This is a genomic window from Nocardioides sp. SRI_004 (assembly GCF_057586415.1).
The window spans coordinates 85,994-102,249 of the sequence record NZ_JBYCZV010000009.1 but is presented as its reverse complement, the minus strand read 5'-3'; the positions used below and the strand labels follow the sequence as shown (position 1 = coordinate 102,249).

15 protein-coding genes are annotated in these 16,256 nt (G+C 71.0%); 7 read left to right on the top strand and 8 right to left on the bottom strand.

Features of this window, described 5'->3' with window-relative positions:
• The first annotated feature begins 30 nt into the window (after positions 1–30).
• The gene (locus tag AC2YHB_RS14100; RefSeq protein WP_487354159.1) at positions 31–1,077 is read left to right on the top strand and encodes a glycosyltransferase; all 1,047 of its coding nucleotides are present in this window, start codon (positions 31–33) and stop codon (positions 1,075–1,077) included.
• Between the two features lie 27 nt (positions 1,078–1,104).
• On the opposite strand, the gene AC2YHB_RS14095 is transcribed toward AC2YHB_RS14100, so the two are convergent.
• The gene (locus AC2YHB_RS14095; protein WP_308645470.1) at positions 1,105–1,752 is read right to left on the bottom strand and encodes a DUF1345 domain-containing protein; all 648 of its coding nucleotides are present in this window, start codon (positions 1,750–1,752) and stop codon (positions 1,105–1,107) included.
• A gap of 41 nt (positions 1,753–1,793) precedes the next feature.
• Between AC2YHB_RS14095 and AC2YHB_RS14090 the strand changes: the two genes are divergently transcribed.
• Positions 1,794–2,735 carry a LysR family transcriptional regulator gene (locus AC2YHB_RS14090; protein ID WP_487354207.1) on the top strand — a complete coding sequence of 314 codons (942 nt, stop codon included), beginning with the start codon at positions 1,794–1,796 and terminating at the stop codon, positions 2,733–2,735.
• On the opposite strand, the gene fdhD is transcribed toward AC2YHB_RS14090, so the two are convergent.
• From fdhD to AC2YHB_RS14075, 3 genes are read right to left on the bottom strand one after another with little or no spacing between them, the layout of a single operon-like run.
• Positions 2,699–3,529, bottom strand: coding sequence for a formate dehydrogenase accessory sulfurtransferase FdhD (gene fdhD, locus AC2YHB_RS14085; protein WP_487354158.1), 831 nt, complete (start codon positions 3,527–3,529; stop codon positions 2,699–2,701). The two genes, AC2YHB_RS14090 and fdhD, sit on opposite strands and share 37 nt — an antisense overlap.
• Positions 3,517–4,536 (bottom strand): FUSC family protein, encoded by a 1,020-nt coding sequence (locus AC2YHB_RS14080; RefSeq protein ID WP_487354157.1) that lies wholly within the window; start codon positions 4,534–4,536, stop codon positions 3,517–3,519. Before AC2YHB_RS14080 ends, fdhD begins: the two co-directional genes overlap by 13 nt.
• A complete protein-coding gene (locus AC2YHB_RS14075; RefSeq protein ID WP_036541815.1) occupies positions 4,520–6,805 on the bottom strand; it encodes an FdhF/YdeP family oxidoreductase in 2,286 nt (761 codons plus the stop codon). Before AC2YHB_RS14075 ends, AC2YHB_RS14080 begins: the two co-directional genes overlap by 17 nt.
• A gap of 163 nt (positions 6,806–6,968) precedes the next feature.
• On the opposite strand from AC2YHB_RS14075, the gene AC2YHB_RS14070 reads away from it, so the two are divergent.
• From AC2YHB_RS14070 to AC2YHB_RS14050, 5 genes are all read left to right on the top strand, one after another.
• Positions 6,969–8,351: an FAD-binding oxidoreductase gene (locus AC2YHB_RS14070; protein ID WP_487354156.1), complete on the top strand. Its 1,383-nt coding sequence runs from the start codon at positions 6,969–6,971 to the stop codon at positions 8,349–8,351.
• A 94-nt stretch (positions 8,352–8,445) separates the two neighbouring features.
• Positions 8,446–9,162, top strand: coding sequence for a succinate dehydrogenase cytochrome b subunit (locus AC2YHB_RS14065; protein WP_036541819.1), 717 nt, complete (start codon positions 8,446–8,448; stop codon positions 9,160–9,162).
• Positions 9,163–9,175: 13 nt separating this feature from the next.
• Positions 9,176–11,239 (top strand): fumarate reductase/succinate dehydrogenase flavoprotein subunit, encoded by a 2,064-nt coding sequence (locus AC2YHB_RS14060; protein ID WP_036541821.1) that lies wholly within the window; start codon positions 9,176–9,178, stop codon positions 11,237–11,239.
• Entirely contained in the window at positions 11,236–11,979 is a 744-nt protein-coding gene (locus tag AC2YHB_RS14055) for a succinate dehydrogenase/fumarate reductase iron-sulfur subunit (RefSeq protein ID WP_036541823.1), read from the top strand. The genes AC2YHB_RS14060 and AC2YHB_RS14055 overlap by 4 nt, the downstream gene beginning before the upstream one ends.
• 85 nt (positions 11,980–12,064) lie before the next feature.
• Entirely contained in the window at positions 12,065–13,348 is a 1,284-nt protein-coding gene (locus AC2YHB_RS14050; protein WP_179647829.1) for an adenylate/guanylate cyclase domain-containing protein, read from the top strand.
• Between the two features lie 4 nt (positions 13,349–13,352).
• Here the strand turns inward: AC2YHB_RS14050 and AC2YHB_RS14045 are convergent, their stop codons facing one another.
• The 4 genes from AC2YHB_RS14045 to AC2YHB_RS14030 all read right to left on the bottom strand — a co-directional run bounded on the left by AC2YHB_RS14045 (position 13,353) and on the right by AC2YHB_RS14030 (position 16,219).
• Positions 13,353–14,003 carry a hypothetical protein gene (locus AC2YHB_RS14045; protein ID WP_179647830.1) on the bottom strand — a complete coding sequence of 217 codons (651 nt, stop codon included), beginning with the start codon at positions 14,001–14,003 and terminating at the stop codon, positions 13,353–13,355.
• Positions 14,004–14,059: 56 nt separating this feature from the next.
• A complete protein-coding gene (locus tag AC2YHB_RS14040) occupies positions 14,060–14,278 on the bottom strand; it encodes a hypothetical protein (RefSeq protein ID WP_179647831.1) in 219 nt (72 codons plus the stop codon).
• A gap of 156 nt (positions 14,279–14,434) precedes the next feature.
• Positions 14,435–14,890, bottom strand: coding sequence for a hypothetical protein (locus AC2YHB_RS14035; RefSeq protein ID WP_179647832.1), 456 nt, complete (start codon positions 14,888–14,890; stop codon positions 14,435–14,437).
• Positions 14,891–14,911: 21 nt separating this feature from the next.
• Positions 14,912–16,219, bottom strand: coding sequence for an HNH endonuclease signature motif containing protein (locus tag AC2YHB_RS14030; protein WP_179647833.1), 1,308 nt, complete (start codon positions 16,217–16,219; stop codon positions 14,912–14,914).
• Between the last annotated feature and the right edge of the window lie 37 nt (positions 16,220–16,256).

Below are 16,256 nucleotides of genomic sequence, written 5' to 3'. Positions count from 1 at the left end.
CCGCAACGTCGCCGCCCCACCGTGGTGGACATGAGGATCCTCCTGGCCACCGAGAGCTTCTACCCGGCCGTCGACAGCACGACCACCACGCTCAAGGCGACGGTGGACCGCCTCGTCGACCTCGGCCACGCGGTGCGGATCGTCGCCCCCGGCCCGGGCCTGGGCAGCTACCGCGGCTGCGACGTCGTCCGCGTGCGCCCGCTCGAGCCGACCGGCGCGCAGGTGCGCGAGGCGATCGAGTCCTTCGGCGCCGACGTCGTCCAGGCCCACTCGCCCCGCAACGTGGGCCGCAAGGCGCTCAAGCACGCAGCGCGCCTCGGCGTGCCGAGCGTCGCCGTCGAGCAGTCCGCGGTCCTCGACCTCGCCGCCGACTACTGGCGGGCCAGGATCGCCGACCGCGCCGACCGCGTGCTGGTCACGTCGCGCTGGATGGTCGAGCGCGCCGCCGAGCTCGGCGTCGAGGCGTCGCTGTGGGAGCCCGGCGTCGACAACCGGGCCTTCAACCCGACGCTGCGCGACCCGTGGCTGCACGCCTCGTGGTCGAAGGCCGGCTCCCGCGACGGCGGGCGCGTGGTCGTCGGCTTCGTGGGCGGCCTCCACAAGCCCGCAGGCGTACGACGCCTCGCCGACGTCGCGCGGATCCCCGGCACCCGCCTCGTGGTGGTCGGGGACGGGCCCGAGCGCGAGTGGCTGGCCCGCCGCGTACCCGGTGCCCGGTTCACCGGCCCGCTGTCGATCGGCGACCTGACGGTCGCGATGCCGACCCTCGACGTCCTGGTCCACCCCGGCGAGCACGAGACCGACTGCCACGCGCTGCGCGAGGCCGCCGCGTCCGGCGTCCCGGTGGTCGCGCCGCGCGCCGGTGGGGCCCGCGACGTCGTCGCCCACCTCGAGACCGGGGTGCTGCACGAGCCCGGCGACGGGCGCGACCTGGTCCGCGCGGTGAGCGCCGTCGTCGCCGACCCGCACCGCCACCTGATGGGCGCGGCGGGCCGCGAGCGCGTGCTGCGTCGTACCTGGGCGGACGCGGTCGACGAGCTGGTCGCCGAGCACCTGCCGGTCGCCGCCGGCGTCTGAGCGGGCTCGTGTCTGGGCGGGCTGGCGTCAGGTCGCGACGATCCCGACCACGAGGTTGATCGTGGTGGCGAGGATCGCGGCGCCGAAGACGTACGAGATCAGGCAGTGCCGCAGCACGACCGCGCGGATCGCCGCGCTCTGCACGCTCGTGTCGGAGACCTGGTAGGTCATGCCGAGGTTGTAGCTGAAGTAGAGGAAGTCGCGGAACGCGGGCGGCTCGGACCCGTCCGCCGGGGCGTTGAAGTCGATGCCGCCCGGCGTGCCGGAGTAGTACAGGTGCGCGTAGCGGGTCGCGTACATCAGGTGCAGCGACGCCCACGCCACGAAGACCCCGCCCAGCGCCACGGCCGCGTCGGCGCGCCCGGCGACGTCGGACCCGACGAGCAGCAGCGCGACCACGCCGCCGAGGCCGCCCAGGGCCGCCGCCCCGACGACGACCTCGTCCACGCCGGGGCTGAGGTCCTCGTGGGTCGCGTTGACGCGGGTGGCATCGGCGTCCATCGGCCAGAGCACGGTCCAGCCGAAGACCACGTAGACCGTGCCGGCGACCGCGATCGCCAGGAGCACCCCGAGCTGGACCTCGACGAGGGAGCCGAGCACCGCGGCCGTCGTACCGGCGAGGACGGCGGAGAGCAGGCGCGGCCAGGCCGTCGCGGCCAACGGAGGACGCTTCACGCTGCCGAGCCTAGGCGCCGGGGAGCCTTAGGGTGAGCGCCATGCTGCTGCGCCGGCTGGAGTACCTCGCCGCCCTGTCCCGCGAGGGCCACTTCGGGCGCGCGGCGCAGGCCTGCCACGTGACGCAGCCGGCGTTGTCCGCCGGCATCCGCAAGCTCGAGCGCGAGCTCGGCGTGCAGATCGTGCGGCGCGGCCAGCGCTTCGAGGGCTTCACGCCCGAGGGGGTGCAGGTGCTGCACTGGGCCCAGCGGATCCTCGCCGAGCGCGACGCGCTGGACCAGACCCTCGCGGAGATGCGCGGTGGCCTGTCCGGCACGCTCCGCATCGGCGCGATCCCGACCGCCCTCGGCGTCGCGTCCCTGCTGACGGCGCCGATGCGCCAGCGCCACCCGCTCGTCCGCTACCGGCTCGAGTCGATGTCGTCGCGCGACATCGTCGGCCGCCTCAACGACTTCGAGGTCGACGTCGGGATGACGTACGTCGACGGCGAGCCGCTCGGCAAGGTCCGCGTCGTACCGCTCTACCGCGAGCGCTACCTGTTCCTGACCCCGGCGGACGGCGACCTCGGGCAGCTCGACGCCCTGACCTGGGCGGAGGCCGCGGGGGCGCCCCTGTGCCTGCTCACGCCGGACATGCAGAACCGCCGGATCATCGACGGCCACCTCACCGACACGGGCGTCGAGGCCAGCGTCGTCGTCGAGACCGACACGGTCTCCGCGATCTACGCCCACGTGGCCGCGCTGGGCCTGTCCAGCATCGTCCCGCACACGTGGCTGCCTGCCTTCGGCGTACCCGACGGCATCCGGGCGCTCCCGCTGCCGAAGCCGCGGCGCACCCCCCAGGTCGGGCTCGTGCTGGCCGGGCACGGCCCGGAGTCGCTGCTCGCCCGTGCACTCGTCGAGACGGCCCGCGGCGTCGACCTCGAGGCCCTGCTCGGGGGCGAGGCTCAGTCGTCCAGCAGGACCCGGTCGGCCCCGGCGTAGACGTTCATCGACGCGCCGCGCAGGAAGCCGACCAGGGTCATCCCGTTCTCCTCGGCCAGGTCGGCGGCCAGGGAGGACGGCGCCGAGACCGCCGCCAAAGCGGGGATCCCGGCCATCACGGCCTTCTGCACCAGCTCGAAGGACGCCCGGCCGCTGACCATCAGGATCGACTCGCGCAGCGGGAGCAGCCCGTTGCGCACGGCGTGGCCGACCACCTTGTCGACGGCGTTGTGCCGCCCCACGTCCTCCCGTACGACGACCAGCTCGCCGGTCGCGGAGAAGAGCGCCGCGGCGTGGAGGCCACCGGTCCGGTCGAACACGCGCTGCGCCTCACGCAGCCGCTCGGGCAGGGCGGACAGCAGTTCCGGCGTCAGCCGGAGCGGGTCGTCGGCGACGGACCAGGTGGAGGCCGTCCGCACGGCGTCGAGGCTGGCCTTGCCGCACAGGCCGCACGACGAGGTCGTGTAGAAGTTGCGCTCCAGCGAGACGTCGAGCGGCGGCAGCGACGGCTCGAGCGCCACGTCGACGACGTTGTAGGTGTTGCTGCCGTCGTCGGTGGCGCCGGCGCAGTAGCGCGCGGCCACGACGTCGCCGGCGGCCCGGACCACGCCCTCGCTGACGAGGAAGCCGACGGCGAGGTCGAAGTCGTCGCCGGGGGTGCGCATCGTGATGGTGAGCGCCCGGCCGCCGACCCGGATCTCCATCGGCTCCTCGGCGGCGAGCGTGTCGGGACGCTGGTCCACGACGCCGTCGCGGATCCGGAGCACCTTGCGTCGTGCGGTCACGCGGCCCATGTCTCGGTCCTCTCCTGGTGCCGGTCCGGTCGTCCACCGATCACGGCGGCGGCCGCGACCCCGGCGACCACGCCGATCAGGGTGTCCACTCCCCTGGCGAGGAGCATTCCCGACGGGTCGGCCGGCACGGCCAGCTCCGTCATGATCATGATGAGGGGGGTGAAGAAGCCGAGCGCCAGCCCGTAGTGCCGGCTGAGGAAGAGCTCGGTCGGGAACAGCAGCACCATCACCACCACCGCCAGCACCTCCGGGCGCGGCCCGGGCAGCAGCACCGCGGCGCTGACGACCAGACCGGCCAGGGTGCCGGTGACCCGGTGCGTCGCGCGGTGGACGACGGCGCCGAGCTCGAGCCGCTCGCCGACGACCACGACCGCGAGCGGGACGGCTGCCGAGGCCATCGCCCAGTTGGCGTGCTCGATGCCCAACGCGAGACCGGCCAGCCCGGCGGCGGCGATCGCCACGGCGTAGCGCAGGGCATGGACGCTGGTGCCCGCCGGGAGTCCGCGAGCCGGCGGCGCGGGCGGCTCGGCCGAGCCCGCTCGGAACACCCGGGCGAGGCCGAGGGCGAGGCACCAGGTCGCCGTGCCCGCGCAGATGAGGACGGCGCCGTACGGGCTGACCAGGCCGGGGCCGACCGTCGCGGTCGCGCCGAAGGCGAAGATGCCGAAGAACGGGCCGCCCGGCTGCAGGCGCAGCCAGTCCGCCAGCACGGAGCCGACGACGGCGTACGCCGTGACGCCGAGCACCACGAGCACCGCCGGGACGCGCAGCTCCGAGAACGCGACGCCCAGCGCCACCCCGGTCACCAGCATGCCGGCGCCGTGGAACTGGTGCCGCTGCCGCTCGGGAGCCGGCTCGGTCCGGCCGTACATCCCGGTGAAGGAGCCGAAGACGGCGTACAGGATCAGCTCGGGGCGTCCGGCCAGCAGGAGCAGCGTGCCCGGCACGAGCAGGCCGAGCCCCACGCGGACGACGTGGCGGCCCTCCGGGTCAGCGTGCAGCGACAACGGGCTCCAACCGGACGATCACGCCCTTGGAGGTCGGCGTGTTGCTGATCTCGGCGACGCTGTCGAGCGGCACCAGGACGTTGGTCTCCGGGTAGTACGACGCCGCCGAGCCGCGCGCCGCCGGGTAGCCGACCACGGTGAAGCCCTTCGCCCGGCGCTCCACGCCGTCGTCCCAGATGCTGACGATGTCGACCTCGGCACGGTCGGCGATGCCGAGCTCCGCGAGGTCGTCGGGGTTGACCATCACGATCCGGCGGGCGTCGTGGATGCCGCGGTAGCGGTCGTTCATGGCGTACGGGATGGTGTTCCACTGGTCGTGGGAGCGCAGGCTCTGGAGCACCAGGTGGCCGGCCGGAGCGGTGATCCGGTCGAAGGCGTTGGCGGTGAAGACCGCCTTGCCGCTCGGCGTCGGGTAGACACCCGAGTTGACCGGGTTGGGCAGCCGGAAGCCGCCCGGGTGCGCGACCCGCTCGTTGAAGTCCTCGAAGCCCGGGACGACGCGCGCGATCCGGTCGCGGACCAGCGCGTAGTCGGCCTCGAAGTCCTCCCACGGCACGGGGTTGTCGGGACCGAGCGTCGCCCGCGCCATTCGCCCGATGATCGCGACCTCGCTGAGCAGGTCGGGCGAGGCCGGGTCGAGGCGGCCGCGGGACTGGTGCACCTCGCTCATCGAGTCCTCGACGGTTACGAACTGCTCCCCCGTCGCCTGCACGTCGCGGTCGCTGCGTCCCAGCGTCGGCAGGATCAGCGCGGTGTCGCCGCACACGGTGTGCGAGCGGTTGAGCTTCGTCGAGATCTGCACGGTCAGCCGACAGCTGCGCAGCGCCTGCTCGGTGACGTCGCTGTCGGACATCGCACGCACGAAGTTGCCCGCCGCCGCGATGAACACCGACGCCTTGCCGTCCCGCATCGCACGGACGCCGGCGACCGAGTCGTAGCCGTGGGCCCGCGGCGGCTCGAAGCCGAACTCCTCGCCGAGGCGGTCGAGGAAGGAGTCGGGCACCCGCTCCCAGATGCCCATCGTCCGGTCGCCCTGCACGTTGCTGTGGCCGCGCACGGGACACACACCGGCACCGGGCCGGCCGAGGTTGCCGCGCAGCAGCAGGAAGTTCACGATCTCGCGGATGGTCGGTACGCCGTGGCGGTGCTGCGTCAGCCCCATCGCCCAGCAGACGATGACGCTCTTCGCCGCGAGCACGCGGTCCCGGACCTCCTCGATCTCCGCGCGGGTCAGGCCGGTCGCCTCGAGCACGTGCTCCCAGGTCACCTGGCGGACGTGGGCCGCGAAGTCGTCGTACCCGATGCAGTTGGCGGCGATGAAGTCGTGGTCGACGACCGTGCCGGGAGCGGCGTCCTCCGCCTCCAGCAGCAGCTTGTTGAGCATCTGGAAGAGGGCGAGGTCGCCACCGGGGCGGATCTTGAGGAACTGGTCGGCGATGGCGGTGCCGTTGCCGATGACGCCGCGCGGCTTCTGCGGGTTCTTGAAGCGGAACAGGCCGGCCTCGGGCAGCGGGTTGACCGCCACGACGTGGCCGCCGTTGCGCTTGGTCTCCTCGAGGGCCGACAGCATCCGCGGGTGGTTGGTGCCGGGGTTCTGGCCCACGACGAAGACGAGGTCGGACTCGTGGATGTCGTCGAGGGAGACGCTGCCCTTGCCGATGCCGAGGGTCTCGCCGAGACCGGAGCCGCTCGACTCGTGGCACATGTTCGAGCAGTCGGGGAGGTTGTTGGTGCCGAAGGACCGCGAGAAGAGCTGGAGCAGGAAGGCGGCCTCGTTGTTGAGCCGGCCCGAGGTGTAGAACATCGCCTCGTCCGGCGAGCCGAGCCCGTTGAGCTCGTCGGCGACCAGCGCGAACGCCTCGTCCCAGCCGATCGGCTCGTAGTGGGTCCCCCCCGGGCGCTTCACCATCGGCTCGGTGAGCCGGCCGCGGTGGTTGAGCCACATGTCGGACTTCTGGTCCAGCTCGGCGATGGAGTGCTGGGCGAAGAACTCGCGGGTGACCCGCCGCGTGGTCGCCTCGTCGTTGACGTGCTTGGCGCCGTTCTCGCAGTACTCGTTCTTGTGCCGGTGCTTCGGGTCGGGCCAGGCGCAGCCGGGGCAGTCGATGCCCTCGGCCTGGTTGAGGCTGAGCAGGGTCAGCAGCGTCCGCTTCGGACCGGCCTGGGCCAGGGAGTACTCCATGGCGTGGGCGACCGCGGGAACCCCGGCGGCGTACTTCTTCGGCGGGCTGACCTTCAGGTCGTCCCGCGGATCCTCGTCCGACCGCATCTGGGCTCCTCCTCCGCGGCACGGCGCCGCCGCTCCCAGCCTCCCCCGCCGGGCGTCCGTCGTCAAAGACCGGTCTTCCATCGCGCGATAAGCATCGGTGATGATGAAGGTGCTCCGGGACAACCATCTGCGAAGGGTCCGGGCGCACTGGCAGACTGCGTCCATGGAGGCCGACAACGCCGTCGTGGCTGCCGTGCGCGAGCTGGTCGACACCCTGCCTGCCGGCGTGGTGGTGACCGGTGCCGCCGAGATGGAGAAGTACCGCGAGGACTTCGCCCGCGACGGGTCGGCGGGGTCGCCGCTCGCCGTGGTCCGCGCCGAGGACGCCGCGCAGGTGCAGGAGGCGGTGCGGTGGGCCGCCCGGCACCGCATCCCCGTCGTCCCGCGCGGCGCCGGGACCGGGCTGTCCGGCGGCTCGTCGGCCGTGGACGGCGGCATCACGATCTCGCTCGACCGGATGCGGTCGATCACGGTCGACCCCGCGAGCCAGGTCGCCGTCGTCGAGCCGGGCGCGCTCAACGCCGAGGTCAAGCACGCCGCCGCGGAGCACGGCCTGTGGTACCCACCCGACCCGTCGTCGTACGAGATCTGCTCGATCGGCGGCAACCTCGCCACCAACGCGGGCGGCCTGTGCTGCGTGAAGTACGGCGTCACCACCGACTACGTCCTGGGCATGGACGTCGTGCTCGCCGACGGCACCCTGGTCCGGATGGGCGGCAAGCAGATCAAGGACGTCGCGGGCCTCTCGCTGATGAAGCTCTTCGTCGGGAGCGAGGGCACGCTCGGCGTGATCACCCGGGCGGTGCTGCGGCTGATCCCCGCCCAGCTCGCGGGCGCGACCCTGGTGGCGAGCTTCCCGTCGATGACCGACGCGTCGCGGGCCGTGGTCGCGATCCGCGGCCGGATCCGCTGCTCGATGCTCGAGCTGATGGACGGCGTCACCATCAACGCCGTCGAGGACTGGCGCTCCCACGGGCTCGACCGGTCGGCCGGCGCCCTCCTCATCGCCCAGTCCGACGCGCCGGGCCAGGCCTGTGCCGGCGAGGTCGAGGTGATCCGCGCGTGCTGCGAGGCGGCCGGGGCGGCGGAGGTCTTCACCACCACCGACCAGGAGGAGGCCGCCCTCTTCGTGGCCGCGCGCCGCAACGCCTTCCTCGCCGTGGAGCAGCGCGGCAGCGTGCTCTTCGAGGACGTCGGCGTACCGATCCCCCAGCTGCCCGACCTGGTCGACGGGATCGCACGGATCGCCGAGGACTGCGGTGTCGAGATCGCCCTCGTGGCCCACGCCGGCGACGGCAACACCCACCCCCTCGTCGTGTACGACGCCAGCGACCCCGCCTCGGTCGCCGGTGCCCGACGGGCGTTCGACGGGGTGATGGCACTCGCCATCGGGCTCGGCGGCACGATCACCGGCGAGCACGGCGTGGGCCGGGCCAAGAAGGCCTCACTCCCCGACCAGCTCGGGCCCGACCTGATGGCGCTGAACCGGCGGATCAAGCAGGCCCTCGACCCGGACGGCATCCTCAACCCCGGCGCCGTGCTCTGAACCCTCCGTCGATACGAGTAAGGCTTGCCTTACGTGCATATCTCACATGATCCGCGTCACCTACCGGCCGGTAGCGGGAGTAGCGTGGCCCCCCGTGGCAACGACGACGCGACCTGAACTGGTCAAGGGCTCCCGTGCAGCCCGCACGACCATCGCCCTCAAAATCCTGATGGCCGTGAGCGGCCTGCTGTTCATCGGCTTCGTGCTGGGGCACATGTACGGCAACCTCAAGGCCTTCTCCGGCGAGGAGTCCTTCAACGAGTACGCGCACCACCTGCGCGAGCTCGGGACGCCGATGCTCCCCTACGAGGGCTTCCTCTGGATCATGCGGGTCGGGCTGCTCGCCGCCCTCGTCGTCCACGTGGGCTCCGCCATCGCGCTCTGGCAGCGCGCGGCCAAGGCCCGGCCGGTGAAGTACGTCGCGAAGAAGAACCGCGGGTCCTCGATCTCCTCGCGCACGATGCGCTGGGGCGGCCTGACCCTGCTGCTGTTCATCGTCTGGCACCTGCTCAACTTCACGATCGTCAAGATCAACCCGAGCAACGGCGACACCGGCAGCGACAACCCCTACGCACTGGTCGTCGACACCTTCGACCTGTGGTGGATGACGATCATCTACCTGGTCGCGATGGTCGCCCTCGCGCTGCACCTGCACCACGGGACGTTCAGCTCGCTGCAGACGCTCGGCCTGACCAACTCCGCCACGTCCCGCGCCCGCGCGCGTGCCGCCGGCTGGGTCGTGGCGATCGTCGTCGCCGGCGGATTCTCGCTGGTCCCGCTGTCCGTGCTCGTCGGCATCATCGAGAAGTAAGGAGCCAACGAACATGGCTGCAGGAACCCACTACCTCCCTGGTCTGACCCCGACCAACGAGCCGTCGGTGCAGAAGTCCGACGACGCCGCCGGCTTCTACGAGCTCGGCGACAAGCTGGTCGACGCCAAGGCCCCCACCGGCCCGATCGAAGAGCGCTGGACGACGCGCAAGTTCGAGAACCGCCTGGTCAACCCGGCCAACCGCCGCAAGCTCGACATCATCATCGTCGGCACCGGCCTGGCCGGTGGCGCCGCCGCCGCCACGCTCGGCGAGGCCGGCTACAACGTGAAGTCGTTCTGCTACCAGGACTCCCCGCGCCGCGCGCACTCGATCGCCGCCCAGGGTGGCATCAACGCGGCCAAGAACTACAAGGAGGACGGCGACTCGACGTACCGCCTCTTCTACGACACGGTCAAGGGCGGCGACTACCGCGCCCGGGAGTCGAACGTCTACCGCCTCGCCGAGGAGTCGGCGAACATCATCGACCAGTGCGTCGCGCAGGGCGTCCCGTTCGCCCGTGAGTACGGCGGCCTGCTCGACAACCGCTCCTTCGGCGGTGTCCAGGTGTCGCGCACCTTCTACGCCCGCGGCCAGACGGGCCAGCAGCTGCTGCTCGGCGCCTACCAGGCCATGGAGCGCCAGGTCGCGGCCGGCACCGTCGAGGCGTTCACCCGCCACGAGATGCTCGAGCTGATCGTCGTCGACGGCAAGGCCCGCGGCATCGTCGCGCGCGACATGGTCACCGGTGACATCGAGACCCACCTCGCCGACGTCGTCGTCCTCGCCTCGGGCGGCTACGGCAACGTCTTCTACCTCTCGACCAACGCGATGGGCTCCAATGTCACCGCCGCGTGGCGCGCGCACCGCAAGGGCGCCTACATGGCCAACCCCTGCTACACGCAGATCCACCCCACCTGCATCCCGGTCTCCGGGGGCCACCAGTCGAAGCTGACCCTGATGTCGGAGTCGCTGCGCAACGACGGCCGGATCTGGGTCCCGAAGAACGTCGCGGACTGCGAGAAGGACCCGCGCCAGATCCCCGAGGCCGACCGCGACTACTTCCTCGAGCGGATCTACCCGTCCTTCGGCAACCTGGTCCCCCGCGACATCGCCTCGCGCGCGGCGAAGTACATGTGCGACGAGGGCCGCGGCGTCGGACCCGAGATCGAGGAGCTGCAGCCCGACGGCACGACCAAGAAGGTCCGCCGCGGCGTCTACCTCGACTTCAAGGACGCCATCGAGCGCCTCGGCAAGCACGGCGTCGAGGAGAAGTACGACAACCTCCTCGACATGTACGAGCGGATCACGGGCGAGAACCCGTACGAGGTGCCGATGCGCATCTACCCCGCCGTGCACTACGTCATGGGCGGCCTGTGGGTCGACTACGAGCTGCAGTCCAACATCGAGGGCCTGTTCGTCACCGGTGAGGCCAACTTCTCCGACCACGGCGCCAACCGCCTCGGCGCCTCGGCGCTGATGCAGGGCCTGGCCGACGGCTACTTCGTCCTCCCGAACACCATCCGCGAGTACCTCGCCGACGGCCCGTTCGAGAAGGTCGACGAGAGCAACCCGGCCGTGGTCGAGGCGCTGCAGTCCGTCAAGGAGCGGGTCGAGAAGTTCCTGTCGATCAACGGCACCCGCTCGGTCGAGAGCTACCACAAGGAGCTCGGCTCCATCATGTGGGAGTACTGCGGCATGGAGCGCACCGAGGAGGGCCTCAAGCTGGCCATCCAGAAGATCCGCGACCTGCGCGCCGATTTCTGGACCAACGTCAAGGTGCTCGGCTCGGCCGACAACATCAACCAGGACCTCGAGAAGGCCGGCCGCGTCGCCGACTTCCTCGAGCTGGGCGAGCTCATGTGCATCGACGCGCTCAACCGGCGCGAGTCCTGCGGCGGCCACTTCCGGGCCGAGTCACAGACCGAGGACGGCGAGGCGCTGCGCCACGACGACGAGTTCGCGTACGTCGCGGCCTGGGAGTGGGGCGGCGACTCGAACGACGGCGGCCAGCCGGTCCTGCACAAGGAAGACCTGATCTACACGGCCATCGAGATGAAGCAGAGGTCCTACAAGTGAAGCTCACTCTGAAGATCTGGCGGCAGGAGAACCCCACCGCCACGGGTGCGATCCACACGTACGAGCTCGACGGCGTCTCGAAGGACATGTCCTTCCTGGAGATGCTCGACCTGCTCAACGAGCAGCTCGTCACCAGCGGCGAGGAGCCGGTCGCGTTCGACTCCGACTGTCGCGAAGGCATCTGCGGCATGTGCTCGCTGATGATCAACGGCGAGGCGCACGGCCCGGAGGTCACCACGACCTGCCAGCTGCACATGCGCTCGTTCAACGACGGCGACACCATCACCATCGAGCCGTGGCGTGCCGAGCCCTTCCCGGTCCTCAAGGACCTGGTCGTGGACCGCTCCGCCTTCGACCGGATCATCCAGGCCGGCGGCTACATCTCCGCCAACACCGGCTCGGCCCCCGAGGCCAACTCGGTGCCGGCGCCGCGCGACAAGGCGATGCGGGCGTTCAACGTCGCGACCTGCATCGGCTGCGGCGCGTGCGTCGCGGCGTGCCCCAACGGCTCGGCCTCGCTGTTCATGGGTGCCAAGATCACCCACCTCGGCGAGCTGCCGCAGGGCCAGCCCGAGCGCTGGTCGCGCGTCGTCGACATGGTCGGCCAGCACGACCACGAGGGCTTCGGCGGCTGCACCAACATCGGTGAGTGCGCGGCCGCGTGCCCCAAGGAGATCCCGCTCGACGTGATCTCGCAGCTCAACAAGGACCTGCGCACCGCGCTGAAGAACGGTCACTGACCGCTCGCAGTCCCCGTCCGGCCCGGCTCGATCGAATCGAGCCGGGTCGGCGCCATTTCCGGGTCTGTTCTGCCACGATCAGCGCGTGGGGCTCAAGACGATCAGCAGCTGGCTGCAGGAGCAGCACGGACAGCTGCACATGGCCCGCTGGATGCTCGAGTTCGACGACCACGAGGCCGAGCGCGAGTTCGCCGGGTACGACGACGTCCGCGGCCTCAACGAGGGTCGCTTCGCCCTCGGCATCGGCATCCTCTTCACGACCGTGTACGGCGTCGTGGACGTGCTCGTGCTCGACCGGCTGGTGCCGGAGGTGGCCCTGGTCCGGCTCGCCGTCGTCCTGCTCTTCCTCGGCGCCCTCGTGGTCACCGGTCGCGCGATCTGGGTCGCCCGGCAGCTCCAGCTCGCCTCGGCGCTCCTGCTGACCGCGACGCTGCTCCTCCTCGGGACGGCGATGGGCCAGGTCGCGGACTTCCCCATCGAGTACCTCCGCACCTCCTGCACGGTCACCCTGCTCGGCGCCGTCGGGCTGCTCCGCCTGCGCATGCACGCCGTGATGGCGATGACGGCGGTCTACATCGCGGTGTGCCTGAGCCTGCCGGGCGCGCTGGGCGGTGTCGACACACTGGCCCGGAACGTGGCCCCCACCCTGGGCCTCGCGTCGATCGCGGTGCTGATCGGCTACTCCTTGGAGAAGCTGCGGCGTACCGACTACCTGCGCCAGCAGGAGGTCGAGATGGAGCAGGCCCGCTCCGACGAGCTGCTGCACAACGTGCTGCCGGCGACGATCGCCCAGCGCCTGCGCTCCGAGCCGGGCGCGATCGCCGACTCCGCGCCCGAGGTCAGCGTGCTCTTCTCCGACATCGTCGGCTTCACGCCGGTCTCGGAGTCACTGACACCCGAGGCGCTCGTCCAGCTGCTCGACACCATGTTCCGCGAGTTCGACGAGCTGTGCGAGCGACGCGGGATCGAGAAGATCAAGACCGTCGGCGACGCCTACATGGCGGTCGCCGGACTCCCCCTGCCCGACGCCGACCACGCCGCCTCCCTCGCCGAGCTCGCCCTCGACATGCAGCGCACGCTCACCCGCCTCTCCCCCGAGTGGCCGAGCCCGATCGCGATGCGGATCGGCATCGCCTCCGGTCCGGTCGTCGCGGGCGTGATCGGCCGCCGCAAGTTCACCTACGACCTGTGGGGCGACACGGTGAACACCGCCAGCCGGATGGAGTCGCACGGTCGCCCGCACCGCATCCAGGTCTCCGCGGCGACGCACGCGCTCCTCGAGAGCCGCTACGCCTTCAGCGAGCCGCAGACGATCGAGGTCAAGGGCAAGGGCCCGATGACGACGTACTTCCTGCTCGGGGCCTCCTGACGGCTCAGCCTCCGGGCGCGCTGGTGCCGTAGGGGTCGACCGGCGCGCCGTCGCCGGTCGTCGGCAGGTCGCCGCGCGTGACCGGCGACGACGGCGTGGCGGGCGTGATGTCCCCGCCGTCCTGGTGGCGCGCGCCGAGCGCCGCCGCGACCAGGTCGTCCCGGTCCACCCGCTCCGTCGGGCCGCTGAGGGCGAGGACGTGGCCGGCGTCGAGGACGACGTACTCCTGCCAGCCACCGCCGGTGCGGTACCAGCCGCCGGCATCGGGCTCGCACGACTCCACGGGCGCCGGGGACCCACCCGTCGGTCCCGGCAGCGGCTCGGTCGCGCACCGGCCGGCGTCGTACGTGCCGGCTCGGACGGTGAGGTGGACCTCGGTCGTGTACGGCGCCTCCACGGGCACGTACGTCGCCCCGTAGTCCGCGTCGCCGAACACCCCCGCCGACTGCTCCGCCAGCTCGAACCCGGCGAGCTCGATGGTGTGCACGAGGTCGGGGTCGACGCCCTGGGCCAGGACCCGGCGGTAAGTGTCGTCGGGCAGGGGCGCCGGTCCGTCATCCCGGCTCGAACTCTCGGTGCCGCAGGCGGTGGTCAGGAGGAGGACCAGGGCTGTTGCCGCAGTGGAGATGGGGCCGAGTCGTCGCGCACCGTGCATGGGTCGACCGTAGGGCGCAGGGGCTCACGTCGGCCTGAGGTCGGGTGCTCAGCTGGTCACACCGCGAAGCGGACGAGCGAGACCAGCCCCGTCACGAAGACGACTGCGAGCAGGACGAGCACAGCGAAGCATCCAGCCTTGCCCCACCACGTCCGTGGCCGTGGTTCGACTGCTTCGGCATCCCAGTCAGGCTCACCGCGACCCACCCACGCGGCGACGTGGTCCCACGAGCAGAAGTCCTTCCAGACCTCGTGGGGCGCATTCTCGAACTGCACGCTGACGTGAGTGTCGTGGACCAGCGCCGTACGGCCACACTCAGCGCAAGCGAGTCCTTCGTCACCACCACGGCAAGAGCGTAGGACGCGCTCAACGGCTTGACCTACTTGGTTGCGGATTGGCCGGCGCCGGCCTCAGGGTCTCTGCGGCCGTTCTCATTCGAATCCAATCGCCACGTACAGAACAACGAATCCAGCGATACAGAGCGGGACCATGAGCGCAACACCCCCGGCAACGCCGACCCACCACCTTCGCCACTCACTGGAGGCGGCAGCAGCGACAAGAGCGCCTGCGAACAGAATCGCCAAGGCCGGGATGACGAACACGTCCCAGAACAACCCGCCTGTGCCCCAACTCGCCTGAACGAAGTAGGCGCCCAAGACGAGCACACCCGCCGCGAATCCCAACAGCACCCCTGTGATTGCATGCGGCGCCCGATCAAGCTTGGACATTGGCATCAGCTCAGCTTTCGGCACGGTGCGATCTCCGCTCAGCAGGGACGCTCCGACTGCGGTCGCGATCCAGGCCCGCAACTCTAACTGCCAAGCCCCGAGAAGGTGGTCCAGATCAGATGAGAGGACTCGACATGCTCTTCCGTCGAACCCGAGCATTCCACGGCAACCTTCGAAGGCTCATGCAGCCCAGTCGAGGGCGATCCTCATCAGCGATGCCTCAAGGCGTGTGGGTGTCTGGTCAGCCGTGGCGGCGGTGACCTTGCGTGTTCCGGTCTGGTCGACCAGGTAGTGGGCCCCGTGTGGGTCTCGCCAGATGACGATCCCGGGGAAGGGTTGTCGTACTTGCCAGCCGGCGTGGGTCTTGATCCGGTGGTGGGTGCGGGTCATTGGGCCGAGGTTGTCGGTGGAGGTCTTGCCGCCCTCGGCGTAGGGGACCTGGTGGTCCAGATCGACCTTCCGGGACAGGTTCGCCGCAAACGGGAACGTGTCGCCGGGGTGGATCAGGTGCACGGCCTCGCGGAGCTTGGCCGGGATCTCGTAGGCGTCGACCGCGGCTCCCTGGTTGAGGTCGATCACGGGTTGCACCTTCACCTGGGAGGCGAAGTGGGCGACCAGGTGGCGGACGTAGGCAATGGTGACGGGGCCGTGGCCCTCCATTCGCGCGATCGGTGAGTCGGGGGTGCAGTGCAGGACGATCTCGACCTTCGGCTTCACCGGACCCACCGTGAGGTCGACGTGGGCCTGAGGATTGGTCAGGAGGGCAAGGGCGGCGACGCGGCGTTCGTTCTTGGTGGCGTCGGGCATCTGGTCCTCAAGTGCCTTGGCCACGGCTGTGACGCCGGCGTTGGAGCCGAGGATGAGGGCCGCGTCGGTGTGGAACGTCAGGGTGGCCTTGCCGTGCTTGTTGATCCGCGAGACCCGGACGTAGTTGTCCTTCGCGGCGGCCTCTTCCTTGGCTCGGGCGAGCTCGGGGGACGCTGCGGCGACCTTGCCCTCCACGATGGCTTCGAAGCGGGTCCAGGCGAGGCGGCCGTCGGCGATCTCGACCACCTCGGCGTCGACCCAGGCGGCCTCGTCCGCCGACAGTTCGCGGGTGGCGTCGGCGACATGCCGGGCGTGGGTGGAGCGCACCTGGCCGGCTTTCACACCGGCCCAGAGCTTCGGGAGCCGGTGCACGAGGTCGACCGCGTCGGCGATCAGCTTCTTCGCGCCGTACGGGCTGGTCTGGATCCGGGCGCCGAAGGTCGCGGCGGCGTGCTCGGTGATCCGCGGCGTACCGGCCGCACCCGCGGGCTTCGCGCGCTCGCGACCACGCTTGTCGCCAGGCGGCAGCGCGTCGGGTGAGTGGAGGACCGCCCACTGGTAGGCGGCTTCGAGGATCGCCCGCTCCGCGCTCTGGCGTGCTGCGTGCTGGTCCTCGACGAACGACAGCACGGCGTCGGCGGACATGTCCGCGAGCTGGTGGTGTCGGTCTCGAGTGGCCATACGTGTATTGGATCACGGGGTGCCGACACAACCGGCT